Source organism: Candidatus Nomurabacteria bacterium, assembly GCA_020631905.1.
Taxonomy (GTDB): Bacteria; Patescibacteriota; Saccharimonadia; order Saccharimonadales; family VXPC01; genus JACKGQ01.
The window spans coordinates 134,694-151,132 of record JACKGQ010000001.1 but is presented as its reverse complement, the minus strand read 5'-3'; the positions used below and the strand labels follow the sequence as shown (position 1 = coordinate 151,132).

The 16,439-nt window shown below is 43.5% G+C and carries 17 protein-coding genes; 10 read left to right on the top strand and 7 right to left on the bottom strand.

Translation table 11 applies throughout. From position 1 onward, the window contains the following. Positions 1 to 85 precede the first annotated feature (85 nt). The gene (locus tag H6798_00875) at positions 86 to 691 is read left to right on the top strand and encodes an NUDIX domain-containing protein (GenBank protein ID MCB9821078.1); all 606 of its coding nucleotides are present in this window, start codon (positions 86 to 88) and stop codon (positions 689 to 691) included. A gap of 345 nt (positions 692 to 1,036) precedes the next feature. Here H6798_00875 and H6798_00870 read toward each other — a convergent pair whose 3' ends face one another. Together H6798_00870 and H6798_00865 are read right to left on the bottom strand one after the other, a co-directional pair. Next, positions 1,037 to 2,050 carry an amidohydrolase family protein gene (locus H6798_00870; GenBank protein MCB9821077.1) on the bottom strand — a complete coding sequence of 338 codons (1,014 nt, stop codon included), beginning with the start codon at positions 2,048 to 2,050 and terminating at the stop codon, positions 1,037 to 1,039. A 270-nt stretch (positions 2,051 to 2,320) separates the two neighbouring features. Further along, complete coding sequence (locus H6798_00865) at positions 2,321 to 2,578, bottom strand: glutaredoxin family protein (GenBank protein MCB9821076.1); 258 nt, start codon at positions 2,576 to 2,578, stop codon at positions 2,321 to 2,323. A 57-nt stretch (positions 2,579 to 2,635) separates the two neighbouring features. Here H6798_00865 and H6798_00860 point away from each other — a divergent pair, with 57 nt between their 5' ends. Further along, a complete protein-coding gene (locus H6798_00860) occupies positions 2,636 to 3,025 on the top strand; it encodes a transcriptional repressor (GenBank protein ID MCB9821075.1) in 390 nt (129 codons plus the stop codon). Here H6798_00860 and H6798_00855 read toward each other — a convergent pair. Further along, on the bottom strand, positions 3,022 to 3,615 hold the full coding sequence (locus H6798_00855) for a hypothetical protein (GenBank protein ID MCB9821074.1): 594 nt from the start codon (positions 3,613 to 3,615) through the stop codon (positions 3,022 to 3,024). The two genes, H6798_00860 and H6798_00855, sit on opposite strands and share 4 nt — an antisense overlap. Positions 3,616 to 3,750: 135 nt before the next feature. On the opposite strand from H6798_00855, the gene H6798_00850 reads away from it, so the two are divergent. Next, on the top strand, positions 3,751 to 4,314 hold the full coding sequence (locus tag H6798_00850) for a hypothetical protein (GenBank protein MCB9821073.1): 564 nt from the start codon (positions 3,751 to 3,753) through the stop codon (positions 4,312 to 4,314). Positions 4,315 to 4,372: 58 nt separating this feature from the next. Here H6798_00850 and H6798_00845 read toward each other — a convergent pair whose 3' ends face one another. Genes H6798_00845 through H6798_00830 form a run of 4 tightly spaced genes read right to left on the bottom strand, consistent with a single transcriptional unit; the run spans position 4,373 to position 6,985 of the window. Then, on the bottom strand, positions 4,373 to 4,948 hold the full coding sequence (locus tag H6798_00845; protein MCB9821072.1) for a DsrE/DsrF/DrsH-like family protein: 576 nt from the start codon (positions 4,946 to 4,948) through the stop codon (positions 4,373 to 4,375). 11 nt (positions 4,949 to 4,959) lie between these two features. Next, positions 4,960 to 5,271, bottom strand: coding sequence for a TusE/DsrC/DsvC family sulfur relay protein (locus H6798_00840; GenBank protein MCB9821071.1), 312 nt, complete (start codon positions 5,269 to 5,271; stop codon positions 4,960 to 4,962). Between the two features lie 15 nt (positions 5,272 to 5,286). Beyond that, positions 5,287 to 6,531 (bottom strand): NAD(P)/FAD-dependent oxidoreductase, encoded by a 1,245-nt coding sequence (locus H6798_00835; GenBank protein ID MCB9821070.1) that lies wholly within the window; start codon positions 6,529 to 6,531, stop codon positions 5,287 to 5,289. 43 nt (positions 6,532 to 6,574) lie between these two features. Continuing rightward, a complete protein-coding gene (locus H6798_00830) occupies positions 6,575 to 6,985 on the bottom strand; it encodes an EVE domain-containing protein (protein MCB9821069.1) in 411 nt (136 codons plus the stop codon). 74 nt (positions 6,986 to 7,059) lie between these two features. Between H6798_00830 and H6798_00825 the strand changes: the two genes are divergently transcribed. The 7 genes from H6798_00825 (at position 7,060) to H6798_00795 (ending at position 16,407) form a co-directional block, all read left to right on the top strand. Continuing rightward, positions 7,060 to 10,848: a hypothetical protein gene (locus H6798_00825; GenBank protein ID MCB9821068.1), complete on the top strand. Its 3,789-nt coding sequence runs from the start codon at positions 7,060 to 7,062 to the stop codon at positions 10,846 to 10,848. Next, positions 10,835 to 11,749, top strand: coding sequence for a hypothetical protein (locus H6798_00820; GenBank protein ID MCB9821067.1), 915 nt, complete (start codon positions 10,835 to 10,837; stop codon positions 11,747 to 11,749). Before H6798_00825 ends, H6798_00820 begins: the two co-directional genes overlap by 14 nt. 19 nt (positions 11,750 to 11,768) lie before the next feature. After that, positions 11,769 to 12,809, top strand: a complete 1,041-nt coding sequence (locus H6798_00815) for a hypothetical protein (GenBank protein ID MCB9821066.1) — start codon at positions 11,769 to 11,771, stop codon at positions 12,807 to 12,809. Positions 12,810 to 12,890: 81 nt separating this feature from the next. Continuing rightward, positions 12,891 to 13,829, top strand: coding sequence for a hypothetical protein (locus H6798_00810; GenBank protein ID MCB9821065.1), 939 nt, complete (start codon positions 12,891 to 12,893; stop codon positions 13,827 to 13,829). Positions 13,830 to 13,831: 2 nt separating this feature from the next. Continuing rightward, positions 13,832 to 15,184, top strand: a complete 1,353-nt coding sequence (locus H6798_00805) for a hypothetical protein (protein ID MCB9821064.1) — start codon at positions 13,832 to 13,834, stop codon at positions 15,182 to 15,184. 27 nt (positions 15,185 to 15,211) lie between these two features. Next, complete coding sequence (locus H6798_00800; protein ID MCB9821063.1) at positions 15,212 to 15,943, top strand: SIMPL domain-containing protein; 732 nt, start codon at positions 15,212 to 15,214, stop codon at positions 15,941 to 15,943. An 8-nt stretch (positions 15,944 to 15,951) separates the two neighbouring features. Next, positions 15,952 to 16,407, top strand: coding sequence for a hypothetical protein (locus H6798_00795; protein MCB9821062.1), 456 nt, complete (start codon positions 15,952 to 15,954; stop codon positions 16,405 to 16,407). Positions 16,408 to 16,439: the final 32 nt, after the last annotated feature.

The following is a 16,439-nucleotide window of genomic DNA, read 5'->3' as shown; positions in this document are numbered from 1 at the left end:
GCGATTTTCGGATAATCCGATTAAATTTCAAAACTAAATATTTCGTTGGCGGTTATTTGGTATTATTTAAACATGAGAGAAAGTTATGAAGCTTGATTTCGATTGGCAAAACGATGGGAAGCTTCATCAATACTGCATACAGTGCTATGCCGAATCGGTGCACAAAGTCGTCGATGAAGGTAAGATATACTACTTTTGTGCGTCTTGTAATAAACGTCACGATCGCTTGATTGTTATTGATCCCAAAATAAAGTGGTGGGTCGGCGAAGGGGGCGAATACTGGCATGAGAGTGCCGGTGTTTTTATCCGTAACCATGAGTATAAGTTCTTATTCTTTGAGCGTGTTAAGTTTCCATTTGCCATAACCATTCCTGCTGGACATGTTGACGAAGGCGAGGATCCTCTAACAGCAATGCGTCGAGAAGCTCAAGAAGAGGTTGGCCTTATAGTCGAATCAGCAACCAAAATTATGAGCGAAGATATTATTGGAGATTCTTGTCGTCGGGGTTGTGATGCGCACAGATGGCATGCGTATCTTATTGTGCTAAATCAGAATATAGATTTAAAGATGCTAGAAGAGGAGGAGGGTCATATGCCCACCTGGCTTACTCTTGATGAAGCTATCCGAAAAGATCTGACTTTTCCAGTCCGTTACATCATTGAACATTATCGAGATAAATTGCTTACCTAGAGGAATATTTTTGCGTTAACCCTATTCCAGATGGCAATTGCCAGATTGCGGGTACTAAACCACTTTTACATAACCTCCATACATCTCTTCTGTCTGCGTCCTCTTAGGGTCTGATAAGCTATTGCCAAAATTTATAAATGATATTTTCAATAAAATATAAAACTATCCTAAATACAGTAACCATAGGCCAGGTTGTTCAATTCATCCAGGAGCCAACTCTTCCTAAGTAGTGTGTAATTCCCAAAATCGACAAATAGAAATTTAATTTAAATTAAATTTAAATTAAATTTCTAAAGAAAACCTTCAACAAAGCAAGCGGGTGAATTTATTTATGGCAACCGTCTATTAAGCATAAATTGGTCGAGGTCGATCAGATAAGCCCAACACCTTTAAACCGTTTGTTGAGCTAACTCTAGCCAGTGCTTTGATATCGTAGAAATGCGTGGTCTCAAGTAAGAACCTAAGCTCCGTCCACATGTCACCGTCGGTGAACGGCTTGTAAATATCAGCGATATTATCAGTGCCCAGGGCAACCGTTACTCCACGCGGCACCATCTCGTCTACGGCTGTTACGGCGTTATGGGTTGGAGCCATTTGGTTTGTCCGACGGCTGTCAATCCAGGCTGTCGGGCAAGTTATTACTCCAACTCCCAGTTTCACCATGCGTTCATAAATCTCTAGTCGGTAATTCTCTGACTGAGCGGCTAGTGATATGCAGTGAATTAGGCAAACCCTTCCGTAAAGCTCGTATCTTTCGACAAAGTCTAGAGCCCTCTCGGTGTCGCGCTGGTCGGGTCGATTTAGTTGATCGATGTGGATATGTAATGGCTTGCCGGTTTCGGCAGCAGTTTCAAATATCTTGTGAAAGTGCAGGTGACTATTGTCGGCTGCTGACTCTGGATTTCCATCTTTCTCGGGTAAGCCTCCAATGATATCGACAAAATCTGCAGCATGTTCAAACCAAGCTATTTCCGCCGGATCAACCAGACCTTTGATTGGTTGACTCATAAATCGAAGGGCAACTCTACCTCTAAATCTTTCACGGACAATTTCTGCAGCACGCAGGCTCTTGTCACGGACAACTGAGTCACAGTCAATGAACGAGCCAATTGCCTGGACTCCCTGTGAAATTTGATCTTCGATAGTTTGCGACATATTGGCGACGATATCATCGACACTCGCCTCGGATTTAAATTGGTCTACATAACCCCATTTGTCTTGTAACCTTGCTCCGGTTTGTCCCCAAACTGTTTGGGTTAGAGTTTGACTTCTGTCTAGATGAGTGTGGGAGTTAACCCAGCCTCCGTTATTTTCGATCTGTTCGAGTATTTGTTTTTTTGGATTTACCACTTCTTGCATTTCATTCTCCTATTAATTTGAAAGAAATTATTTTGTTTTAGGGTGGTTCCAATAACAATTTTGATTGGGATCGATATTTACGAATAAACAAACAAATATATATATTTTGATTTCGGCCATATGGCCTATCCACGAAGCTCCAGTATAAAAAAATCACCCCATTTGGGGCGATTTACATGCCTTTTTATAAGTGACCTATAGTATGACCAATCGAAATTCACTGCGACATAAAATAGCAAACATCTACTCGGGATACAAGCAATTATTAAACTAATACAACAAGCCTAATGCTTGTGTAAGTGAAGGGATGTTGAAACCCAAAATACCTTGTATCTGTTCAGACTCATCATCTTCAATTGTTGTAAAGGGGACGCCCATCTGGCCACTTAGCTCGACCATTTTCTTAGCCATAGCTGGGTCTTTATCGACCAAGACATCTTCAAATTCTATACCTCTTTCAGCTAGCCAACGCTTGACCATCACGCAATATGGACAGGTGGTTGTGCTGTATACAGTTACTTTCTTCATATGTACCTTTCTAATTGTAAATAATTTACATTTACAATTATAGTATAATGTAAAGCAATGAAAGTTCAAGCACGAGAAAGTAAGTACTGTACTTTAATCCGCCAAGCCGTAAAAAGCCTGGGCCATGCTAGCAACGCTGAGATCGCCGTTTTAGTTCGCAAACATTATCCGTATGTTAGTGATACGACCATTCATCGAGCTACCGCCAGGCTGGCTGGTCGTGGTGAGATTTCGGTTGCACCAGCTGATACTTCTGGTGCCATGAGGTACGACGCCAACATTAAGCCTCATGATCATTTTTTATGTACAGAATGTGATGAACTCCAGGATATAGATGTTCTACCATTGGTCATGAACACTTTGGAAAACTGTACAGCTAGAAACTGCCAGATATCTGGTCGAGTTCTAGTTTCGGGTATTTGCGGTCGGTGTAGTCGTCGAACCTAGCTGGCACAGCGTTCGAAAGCTGGCAAATGGTTGTTCTGACTGGCGTTCATTAGACTAGTAAAAACACTTGTAATATCTGGATAGGCGGAGACCCTTGGTAACAGAGAATCACGATAAAGGGCGGCGTTATCGATTTCTGCCTGGACACCAACTGAGCAATTTGCTGCCTTTGTGGCTGCAACCTGAACGTCTGTATATGGGTCATCTGGAATTTCTAAGCCGTATTTGTCGTAGATGGCTTTAAGTGATGAGATGTGTTGTTCCTCGGCTCGAATAATCATCGAGAATGGGCGTATCGAGCCAAGCTTACTTATAACGGCTGAGTAGGTGGCTCGTGCTTTGTACTCGTCATCAATCGCCACGTTGAGGGCAGAGATAACATCTTTCGGCAATTCGCCGGCCGGGTATTCTAGATCGGCTACTTTCAAGCAATCTTCTGATAGACAGTTGGCCGAACTGACGACTGTCTCACTGGTGTCGACGCCAGAATTAGTCAACCGCTTATCTGCTGCCCCTTGCCAGCCCAGGCTGTAAGCCGCCACTAACGCGCCGAGTCCGGCGACAATAACTAAGATTAATTGAGATTTCATAGGATATCTCCTTATTTACTGGTTATAGTATGACATAACAAGCTGATTTTAGGCTGAAACAAAACAACATTAATTTGACGATATATAACAGGGGTATATAATTAGCTTATAAGTTTAAGCACTTTAGGGGGAAAAATGGCAACAAAGAAAAAGGCATCGAATAACAATGCCAAAGTATGGGCGGCGCTCAGAATATTAATTGGTTTGATATTCTTGTGGGCGTTCTTAGATAAAATGTTTGGGTTAGGCTACTCAACTTGCCGAATCGCAGATAAAACAACCGGCGAAGAGACTGTTCAAGTTGGTTGTGCTAAGGCAGTTGTCAACGATGAGGGAGCAACTGCTCATCCTACCGAAGGATTCCTCAAGTTTGCTGCCAAGGGTCCGTTCCAAGATTTTTATAGTGGACTAGCAGGTAAGAGCTCGGTTGACTTCTTGTTCATGACTGGGCTTTTACTAATCGGACTAGCGTTGGTTAGTGGGGTTGGTGTAACCGTAGCTTGTGTATCTGGAATAGCAATGCTATTAATGATGTGGAGTGCGGTGTTGCCACCAGAGAATAACCCAGTCCTCGATGACCATATCGTCTACGCTGTGGTTCTCGTAGGAGTAATGCTAGCAAACAAAGAGCAGGTGTGGGGTCTAGGGAAAAAATGGCAAGCCCAAGATGTAGTTAAACGCTTCCGATTCTTGGCATAGTTCTAATTGAAACTAAAAAATAGCTCCGACAAGGGAGCTATTTTTTATTGTTGAGCTACTAGATAAAGATTATCTGAGTACCGGGATTGTATCGCTCGTAGAACTGACCAACTGTCAGCACGCCATCAATATCTTCATACAAATCTTGCTCAGACAGGTTAAACATCTCCATCGCTAATTTGCAGGCAAAGATAGTTCCACCTGCAGCCTTGATGATATCCAAAAATTCACCGACATGTGGGATGTCTAACTCGTCCATTCGCTTCATCATCATATGCGTGGCCAGATTCTCCATGCCCGGAAAAACACCAACTATTTCCGGCATGTGCATGCCAGGATTGCCAGCCAAAGCAATCTTGAGATGCTCCATGCGTTTTTTGGTGATTACATCTAATCCAAAGAAGGTAAAGAACATATCGACCTCGATACCTTCGCTACGCGCTCCGTTTGCCATAATTAGGCCAGCATAAACACTGTCGATACCAGCTTTAGAAACAACGATCATCATTTTTCGCAAGGGTGATCCTTGGGTATCTTGTAGGCCTGTACATCTACAGCCTGAGCAATCTTTACACTGATTGCAGACCTGGCAGAGTGTATGGTTATCGTGTTCTTGTTTGTGATGTTTGCTCATATCATCTCCTTCTATAAGCAGCTAGTTGGTTTTGGTAAGCCAGCGATTTTGCTGGCATTTTTTAGTGGTCCACCTGGAAAAAGCTGGTAAAACTGCTTGATATCTACAACCCCAGAACCCCCGACCTTACGAATGTTTAGCTCGTTACCCGAAGCTTTTTGATCACGTAACCAGTTAATGACGTCCCAGTGCTGTTGACTAAGCTCGGTTATACCAAGCTCACTAGCAATTGCTTTGGCAATCTCACCGTTCCATTGGTTTAAGTCGGCCAGATAGCCTTCGGCATCTACCTCAACATTTTGCCCTGCTATTTCTTTTTGCATTTTCACCCTCCCTTATTAGCTTATTTTTGGCTGTTTTTTACCCTTTATGCTCATTTTGTTTGGTATAAACGGTATTTTACGCCCAGGCAGTAACATGTACCAGTAGATATAACGAAATGCTAACTTACCAAGGTGGTTAATCCGGCTTGGATTAAGTAGCTTCATCGGCCCAAACATAGCGAACGGAAATCTGCCCTCGAGCGGTTCGGTTTGGTAGTTGAAATCAAGAAGTAATGCTTTGCCACCACCGGCTTCAACGAAACAGTTAGAGTGACCATCGAAAGATTCTTCTAGTGGTTGGCCATTAATACTACGCATGATGTTCTCTACAAGTGTTTCGACTTCGAAGTGTGCCACCGACCCAGCCTTAGAGGTGGGCAAGTCGGCAGCATCGCCTATCGCAAATAAGTTTGGATATTTGGTTGACTGCAAACTGCCATGGTTGACCTCGACGAAACCTAATTCGTTTGCAATTTCTGAGTTATGCAAGAAGTCGGCACCTGCATTCACGGGGATAGTTACTAATAAATCATAATTAACTTCACGCCCATCGTAGCAGATTAGCTTTCTGGCTTCGGGGTCGACCTTTTCGACATAAAAATCGGCAACAATATTGATATTCTTATCGGTGAGTAAATGACCTAGCTTGCTTGAGGCGACTGGCTTGGTAAAAGCCCCAGACAAAGAAGTGACGTATTCGATTTCGATTTGGTCTCGTAAACCACGTTTACGGAAATAGTCATCTGCCAAGAAAGCAAACTCTAGCGGTGCTACCGGACACTTAATTGGCATATCCATTATCTGGACAACTAGCTTACCTTGGGTAAAGTTTTGCAGTGCTTCGCGTAGTGCCATAGCACCATCCGGTGTATAAAAGTCAAAAATATTCTTACGCCAACCAGCACCACTTAAGCCTTGGGTCGCCGAGGCATCTATATGAGTACCGGTTGCGATTACAAGAATATCGTAGCCTACCTCTTGGCCTGATTCAGTCGTTAAGCTATTGCCACTATAGTTAATACTGGCGACTCTGTCTCGTAGGTGGGTAACTTTTTTGTTGATTAACTTTGATAACGGGCGTCTGAGTTTGTCTAGATTGTATTTACCAAACGGTAAAAATAAAAATCCTGGCTGGTAATAATGAACTTCGGAGCTATCAATTACAGTCACATCTAACTTATGTTTGACGAGCTTGTTCGACAGCATTATGCCAGCCGTGCCAGCACCAATAATAACAATTTTTTTGGTTGGGTTTTCCATTGTAACTACTTACTAATTTAGTATAGCCTAAGCTTAAGAGTTTTCAATCACTTTCAGCTGTCTGTTGCTCTAGCCAGGTGTTGACCGACCTAGGCACGGGCATGACACTTAAACGACTGTTTCGCACCAACTGCCAATCTGCACAGATAGGCTCGTTTTTAATGTCTTGAAGGGTCACAGGTCTGGTCTTTTTGACAAAAGTTAACTCTACTGCCCATGAGGGTCGTGGATCGTCATGATTTTCAAATGGATTGCCGCTGACCTCGGCCATGCCGACGATACTTTTAGCTTTCTGTGAGTGATAAATGTAGACAAAGTCACCTGGGTTCATTCGTTTAATGTGACCAATGGCGGCAAAATTATGGACACCGTCCCAAACTGTATGCTTGTCGCGCTTCAGATCGTCGATCGAATAATCTGTTTCCGGGTCGGCCTTAACCAGCCAATATTCCATGCAGCCATTCTACAACATTTTTAGCAACTCGGCTGGTATAATATGCTTAAGCTTGGAGGAAGCTTAGCTCTGTAATGCGAGGAATCAGAAGCCTAAGAAACTATTTAGTTGTGATAGTAATGCTGTTAGGGATAATGCAAAACAGTGTTATTAACGTTTTTCAGTCGCAGTCGGTTCACGCAACTCCGGGTGACGGCCATATGCTCCTTTTCTGGGACGGTGGGACAGCCCCAACCGATTGGACTTGTGTATCGTGTAGTGGTGGTGATCCATTCTACCAGGTTTTTCCTAGAGGTAGCGACACATATGGTGGCACCGGTGGAGCTACTACTCATACGCATACGGCCAGCGGTTCAGTAGATGCTACCACAGACCCTATGCCAGCACGGTCTAATACAGGAACAGGCATAAATAACAATACGCATACCCATACGTTTACGCCAGCCATTGGCTCTGCAAGTAATTTGCCCTTGTTCCGTCAACTGAAAGTTATTCGTTATGATTTTTCAGGAGACCCAGCAATTATACCCACAGGTGCAATAGCTTTCTTTGATTCGACTGTGCCTAGTGGGTGGACGCAATATTCTGCAGAAGATGGGTATTATCCATATGGTGAATCATCAGCGGGCATCACTGGCGGAAGCAACACTCATACACACGCTATAAGTGGAACACTAACCGGTGCATCAGGTGGAAATAGAGCTAGAAACACTGTTAGTACTCAGGACATAGTTTCTTCTAATGGGCACACGCATGATGCAACAGGTACATCAGCCATTGCAAATAACGAACCACCGTACATTGAAGTAATTTTTGGTCAAGCAACCAGTAGTGCCGCTCCGACATTGAACATGTATGCAATGTGGGATGATGATCCGACTACAAGCTGGTTAGTTAAAAGTGGATCAGGGGGGCCGTTTTATCAGAATTTCTTTAAAGGTTCCTCAAGCTACGGTACAACTGGTGGTTCGTCCACTCATTCCCATGCCGATGTATCGTATTTATCTGGCACTCCCTCTACAACCAACACATCTAGGACTGGCGGTACGCCTAATGCATCTGACGACCTACACACACATTTAATACATGTAACCGGTTTCTCGACCGATAACAACATTCCTCCCTATATAGATGTAATTATCGCTAAATATCAACCTCCGAGTGATTTAGATCAGAGCGCATATCGCTGGTATGCGAATACGGACACCACAGATGTTGGAAGTCCGTTAGGTACACAAGATACCAGTGCTAATGCGCCAAAACAGGGAACTGCTTTTCGACTCAGATTAACTATACACGTTAGCGTATCAAATCGAGACATTAATGGAGCAGGTTTAAAATTACAGTACGCAGTCAAGTCGGGCACATGCGATACGAGTTTTATTGGCGAATCTTACTCAGATGTAAGCGATGTTTCGGGCGATATTAGATATTTTGATAATCCAAGTGTGAGCGATGCCGATACCTTGATAACTAATGCAAACGATCCTACTCATAGCTCAGATTCGATTGTTGCTCAGTCGTATCAAGAGGCAAATAATTTTACAAATAATATCAGTGCTATAAGTAACGGTGAGGATGGACTATGGGATTTTAGTCTAGTTGATTATTCAGCACCGGCTTCAACTTCTTATTGTTTCAGAGTAGTTAGGGCTACTGACTTAGAGCTGGAATCTTACAGTGTAATTCCTGAGATTACCTCTGATGATGGTATGGGTCATATGCTTCTTTTTTGGGATGGGGGAACTGCACCTACTGGTTGGACCTGCGTTTCGTGCAACCCAGGCGAAGATTTTTACCAAAAGTTTATAAGAGGGGATACAAGTTACGGTGCAACTGGAGGTTCGGATTCTCATACGCATACAGCCGATGGTAATACCGACACGTCTGTGACTTCTGGTCGATCTAGTGCTGGTTCGGGCATAATTCGGGGGCATACTCATACGTCCACACCGACAATAGGATCTGCTAGTAATTTGCCTGTTTATAGACAACTCATGGTAATAAGAGCAGACGATAGCGGTACACCATCTACAATCCCGAGCGGAACGATTGCACCGTTTGACGCCACAGTACCAGCTGGTTGGACACGTTACAGCACTCAAGATGGATATTATATAAGAGGTGAATCGACCGTCGGCTCGACGGGCGGTAGCAATACGCATTCGCATAGCATTTCTGGAACTACTGATTTAGGCTCTGGTATTCTGGTTGCGCCCAATACTGCCGGAACTCAAGGTCCGGTTGCAGCGGATAACCACATTCATACTTATAGCGGCACAAGTGACACGCAGAATAACGAACCGCCTTATATCAATACCATTCTAGGGAAAATAAGCGCTGATGGCGTAGTCCCTACAGGCATGTTAGCAATGTGGGATGGACCAATTTCGGTATCATGGACGAACCTATCAAGTAGCGGAGGTCCGTTTTATCAAAATTTTATGAAACCAGCTAGCAGCTATGGTGGAACTGGGGGTTCTGCGACTCATTCACATGGCACCACAGTACTGACAACCTCGGCGCCAAGCAGTACAGTAAATAGCAGAACTGGTGGAACGAATACAGCTTCAGGAACCCACACTCACAATATTACAATTGATAATTTTTCTACAGATTCAAATCTCCCGCCATACATAGAAGTAATAATCGCAAAATTAACAGCCGCCAACAATCCACCTAATTCGCCAGGTGGTTTAGATCAGATAAGAACAAGTGATTCAGCAAGTCTAAGCGTAGGAAGTTATGCGAACGGTAACCAGATACAGTTTATTGCTCAAGCTACGGATCCAGACAACCCCGATGATTTGCAGCTTTGTGTTGAGGTTCAAGACATTGGAACCTCATTTACTAATACTCCAACTCAATGCGGTACGGCAGTATCTTATTCTGGAAGCGCAGTCAGTGTTAGTGTTACTATTAGTGGTCTGAGTAATAGCACATCGTATCATTGGCAAGCTCGGATAAAAGACGGCGCAGGAGCAACATCAGCTTGGGTGAGTTTCGGGGTTAACCCTGAAGCAAATGCTGATTTTATTATGGATTCGACTGACCCTAGTGGGAGTGTCTATGACGGATCTACTGTTTCTGTAGATATCGAATATAACGACGGAACACTCGATACACTTGATGCGAACTGGGATATTACAGATGCAGTATCCGGAGTCAGCTTGTTTGAATATTCGATTGGAACAACTATCGGCGGAACTGATGTGGTCGGTTGGACTTCAAATGGAACGAGTAGTTCCGTAAGTGCTGGTTCGCTTAGTCTGCAGACATCAGAAATATATTATTTAAATGTACGAACAACTGATAACGCCGACAACTTGTCGATAGCTAGTAGCGATGGCCAACAGGTGGCACCTTCGATTACTTTTTCGGCAGCACCTACAAACGTTAGTTTTAATAATCTGAATTCGTCTAATAGTTATACAGATACTCAAACAACAGTCTTAACTACCAGTACAAACGCTCGTTCTGGTTACATAATTCGGGCGTTTTTATCTGGTGATCTAAGCTATGATGGCAATACAATTGGAGCCTTCTCTGGCGGCTCGTACTTATCGCCCGATGGATGGCAGCTTGGAGATACTGGCTATGGGTATACATCAAATGATAATCTGGTTCAGGGTATTAACAAATTCAGCCCAGCTGTTTGCGCGGGCGGAGGAAGCCCTCCATGCTATGTGCCATTCAGTCTTACACAGCCTGGGGATATTGTGGCCGACAACCCAGGCCCAGTAATAGGCGCCCCAATAGTTAATGAAAACTTTATTATTACTCATCGGGTGACTACTACCGCAAATCAAGCAGCAGGGTCCTATGTCTCAGAAGTAAATTATGTGGTTAGTGCAATCTACTAAATATTTTATTTTATCGACCTGTCTTGCCTTATTGTTCTTTTCGCGGTCGAGTGCCGCCGCAACGACCCTAGAGGGGCTCACAGTTAGCCCTGCAATTATTGATGCACCTGTCGACAATAAATCAATCGACAAGGATATACGACTAACGAACCTATACCGGCAAGCCGTAGCCGTAGAAATCTATACTCGATCATTGAACCCAGAAGATAGCATAATTCCCAACAGCACCTATATAGATGCAAGAGAGCTTATTGGGGTATCGGAGAAACAGTTAATATTAGAGCCAGGACAAAGTCGGACAGTTTCCATATTGATTGATGGTCAAAAAATACCTGGTGGAGTGGGTAGTTATGCGGCGGTTGTCTTTAAGGTTAGTGGCTATGAATCACTGTCTAGTAGCGGGGTTACTGTTAATACAGAAATTTCTGTCCCGGTTTTAATCTCTAGCAAGGGGGAAGTAAAACATGATCTTAGAGTTAGTCTCGCCAAACCACCAATACTTGTTTTTGGTAAGTTCTCAGAGCGCACCATCCTAATCGAAAATAGCGGAACCATTCACGAAAGACCAATTGTAAATCTCGAAGTACTTGGTCCTGATGACCGTGTAATAACTTCCGAAAGCCGAATCGAAGACTTACTGCTTCCTGGCACGGTCAGAAAGATTACGTGGCTGCCTCCAGACCAACTTGAATCGGGCAGGTATAAGTTGAGTGTTCGACTTACATATGCCAATCAGCTTCAAGCTATATCAAAAACAAACACAGTCATAAAATTACCATCGTTTTTTTCAATTGTTGGATTAGTACTTGTTTCTATACTCATGGTAAAAATACTCAAACCAATATTGCCTCGTGATAATTTGCGCAAAAAGCTTAAGCAAAGTAGAATTAAACGCAAATAAATGTGCGAGGGATTAAGATATGATTAAAAGTTTGTTGCGTTCAGCTGCAGCTACATCAACAGTATTGGTTTTGAGTTTGAGTACGACGGGCTCGGTGATTGCTGCCGCCTTGACTAGCGCTTCTATTAGTCTGTCCGATTCACGTCCATCACAAACTTCTTCATATACGGTTGCAGCATCTGGGTTTACAACCGGAACTTCCATCAACTGTATCCAACTCGACGTTGGTACTAGTGCAGATGGCAGTGGCGACGCCGGCCTAGACCTCAGCTCGATAACCTTAACCTCGACATCCATACCAAGCTCTGGTTCTTGGAGCGTTGGTAGTGTCGATGGTGCCACAGATCAGCTCAGGGCAACTTTAGCTGGTGGTGCGACCCCAAACGCAAGTGGTAACATTGTTTGGGGTGGTGTTGTAAATGGAGGCGCTACTGGCACTTATTTTGGCGTACTTGAAACCTTTGCCAACGTCGACTGTTCTACAGGAGGTCCGATTGATTCTGTTATCATGACATTTACATATATCGATGGAGCACTTGTCTCTTTAACGATTGACCCATCTTTGACCTTTAGCGTTGATGCGGTTGGAAGTGGTCAAGATGTCTATCCGAATGGAGCAGCCACGCAAAATACATCCGTCGCCTCGACCTCTACTAGCATTGATCACGCCTCGGCTGTAACTAGTTCTACTAACGGTGTCTCTGCTCATGACATCTCTATTAGCACAAATGCCACTAGTGGCTATAGTGTCTATATTAGACACACGGGTTTACTGACAAATGGAAGCGACACCATTGCGGGCGGAAGTTTGTCTGGGGCTAGTTTCCCAGCACCAGGCACTGAAGCATGGGCATGGACTAGTGACGACAGCGACTTGTCGATGAATGGTGCGGGCACTGGTTTATGGACATCATTCACTACCTCAGATGCTGAAGTTGCGACTGCAGCTGGTGTTGCAAGCGACACAGTTAGGGTTGGTCATCAAGTTGGTATTTCTTCTACGACACCGGCTGGGACATATACTACAACCATCATTTACACTGCCGTTGCTATATACTAAACAATAAAGACCACTGATTACTTCGTTTGGTTATATTGAAGATGTTGGTGTAATATATTTGAAACAACTCAGAGGAGAGCCATGAACATTTTTCGGAACACGAAGTGGGGGTTGGGTTTAGTCGTAATTGGATTATTGATTGCCACGATTGGCGCCTCTAAAGTTCGTGCCCAACAACCCGAAAGACTGGTTCTTAATGTTAGTCCAACCGTGATTGAGCTAGATGCTAACAGGGGAAATCTTGTTAGCGGCTCGTTCAAAGTTGTAAATGGCTCTGACGTATCTGTAGACCTAATCGCGACACCTAAGAATTTTACAGCTTCTGATGAAGAGGGAGGGGTCGACATTACTGAGCAGCCAACTCAATATTCGCTAGCTAGTTGGATAAATGTAAGCCCAGAAACAGTCGAAGTACCATCTAGGGGTTCACAAGTCTTCGAATATACAATCAACGTGCCAGCAGATGCTGAGCCAGGGGGGCACTTTGGAGTTATCATCGTCAGCACAGACCCTCAAAAAGTTGATTTAACCGGACCATCAGTAGTGCAGGAGGTTGGTCCACTAATTCTAGTTCGCGTGCCAGGCGATACCCAAGAGAAAGCTTCCGTAGTCGAATTTAGTGCTGACAATTTTAAGCAGTCAGGGCCAATTGAGCTGATTACAAGGGTCGAAAATCAGGGCAACGTTCATTTCAAGCCGCAAGGAAAAATTGAAATCAAGAATATGTTTGGCAACACTGTCACCAGTATCGATCTTGAAGAGCGAAATGTCTTACCTGGAACGATCAGAAAGTTGGTCAATGAATGGAATCCAGGAGGTTTCACAGTTGGCCGCTATACAGCTAACCTGACAATCGTTTACGGAGAGAATAACCAGATCGCATCTGCTAGTACAACTTTTATTATCTTCCCATATAAAACCATTCTGCCAGCATTGCTTGGATTAATCGTCACTATTGTCTTAATTGTTCGAAATCGATCTAGGATTCGTAAAGCGTTATCGGTTCTTAAGAACGGGTAATTATGAATTTAAGGGTGAGCCTTAAATGGGTAATTATAGGTTCAATGTTGTTAACTGCAACATTCCTAAAGCCTAGTACTGTATCAGCCACGAATATAATTAGCACGTCACCTAGCATACCTGTAAGCTTACGAGTACCAGATACAGATTTAGATGTTGGCGGATGTGTGTCGCCCAATTCACTAGTAACCGTCATGGATGGTGTTGCAGTTGTTGGCACAGCACTGAGTGCTAGTACAGGAGTTTACTCAATCTCATTATTATCTCAGGGTGTAGGCATACATGATATCAATGTATTTTACGAAGACAGCTATGGCCAGGTATCCACTACCAGCCAGGATTATGTGTATCTCGCGCCTAAATCGTTGACTACCAGAACCGTTAATCCAAGCCCAACTGCCAGGATAAGCGAGACCGTTGTTACTCTTGGAAAAAAAATAGTATTTCAGGGTAGTGGTTGTCCTAATAAAGAGATATTACTAAATATAGATAATAATATGAGCGTTACGACTATATCAAAACAGGATGGTTCGTGGCGAATAACCATAGATTCTACTGGTTTCCATGTTGGCTACCATGTTTTTCGGGTTAGTGCTTATGGAGGTAGCTATACATCTTCAGTTTCCTCTAAGTATCAATTTAAGATAGTCGAAGCCGAAGCCGAAGCCGAGCCGACAACCAATACAAAAATAACCCAACAAAATATCACATCAAGCGTGGTAGATCCGAAGAATAATTATGTTAGCAGTAGCCGAGAGCTGGTAATAAGCGGCCAAGCGACACCGAATACCATGGTAGAGGTGTATGTCGATGATGAATTAGTTGGCTCAGTCTACTCAAATACAGATGGCATATGGTCGATTGTGATATATATGGTGCGTGATACGGTGGTGGTAAAAACTAGGGCATGCACATTATCAATGTGTAGCGGTTTCTCCGATTCTGTGAAATATTTTTTGGCTGAGTCTACGCATTCACAAGATTGTAGTGCAAGCCTAAAGCTTAATAGGTATAGCTATAACTTGGAGTCAGGTCATACTGGTATCGATCTGGATATAATTACGGAAGGTTTTAGTGATCAGTATGATAAAACAATAGACTGGGGCGATGTGGCTATAAGCCATCAAACAAGCGAGCTAAATAGTGAGCGGTTGCATCACGTATATCCGGGCATTGGTCACTATAACGGACATGTATCAGTCTCTGACAAACTGTGTGGCCTAACCGTTTACTTTACAGTGAATATATATAGTGGAAAGCCAGCCCCTTGGAGACTAATTACCATTATTGTATTGATTATTATTAGCTTAAACCTAGCCCACAGAACTATTGTTAAACTCAAACGTCCTGTATAATTCTGTTAAGCATAAGAGGAGTAATTTATGACGATTAACTTTAGTAAACGAGATATATGGCGAGGACTAAACACAGTGCTACTAGCGACAACAGTTGGCCTACTGCTGTGGTCACAACCATGGCAGGGCGAGGTATCTCAAAAAAGGACCATTTCAACTAGTGGTGAGGGCACAGTCAGTGCTGAAGCGGATGAATTTACGTTTAATCCTAGCTACGATTTTAAGGGTGATACGAGCGACGATGTAATCGCAGCGGCAACCAATAAAGCCGACGAAGTTACAAAAGGCCTAGAAGAACTTGGCATAGAAGATAAAGATATAACTGTTGATGCTAGCTCTTATGAGAATTGGTATACCGACGAAGAGGAAGATATCGTGCGGTCAAATCTTTACATGCAGATCGTCGTCGACGATAAAGACAAAGCCCAGGAAGTCCAAGATTACTTGCTAACAACCAGTCCAGCAGGCTCACTTACTCCAACACCTGGTTTTAGCGATAGCAAGCAGAAAGAGCTAGCCGCCGAAGCACGTAAGCTTGCAATCGAAGATGCTCGTACAAAGGCAGATCAAAGTGCCACGGAGCTTGGGCTGAAAGTCGGCAAAGCACTTACGGTAGAAGAGACAGAAAACTATGGTGGTTATCCGATCGCCTACGCTACGCTAGATTCTGCATCTAGCTCGGAAACAAAATCTTTGCCGATTAGAACTGGCGAGCAAGACTATACCATTAATGTGAATGTGACCTACGAGGTAAAATAGTGGCTGTTGTGAAGCAGAAGTCGATTTGGCAGATATTGATAACCAGTTTGGCTATCTTGCTCTTTCTGGTAGCGGGTGCATCTGGATATTTATACTGGCGCGAGCGTTCAAGGTCGGCAGACCTTAGACTGCAGATTGCAGACCTACAATCGAAAATCCCGTTGACACCAGAAGAGCAGGCCAAACAGCTTTTAGAAAAAGTTTCGGCAATCTATGAGATACCTGCCGACGAAGATCCAGTTATTGCTACGATCGAAGATATCACGAAGTTTAAAGATCAGCCATTTTTTGATAATGCTAAAAATGGCGATAAACTGCTAATCTTTAACAAAGCTAAATGGGCATTACTTTATCGGCCCGAAACCGACAAAATCATTAATGCTGGACCAACAGTCGAGACAAAAACCGATGCCCAACAATCCAGTGCAGACCCTGAAACCAATACTGACACTCCGACAAACTGACGTTGAACGAATTACAATATCAAATATGTTTA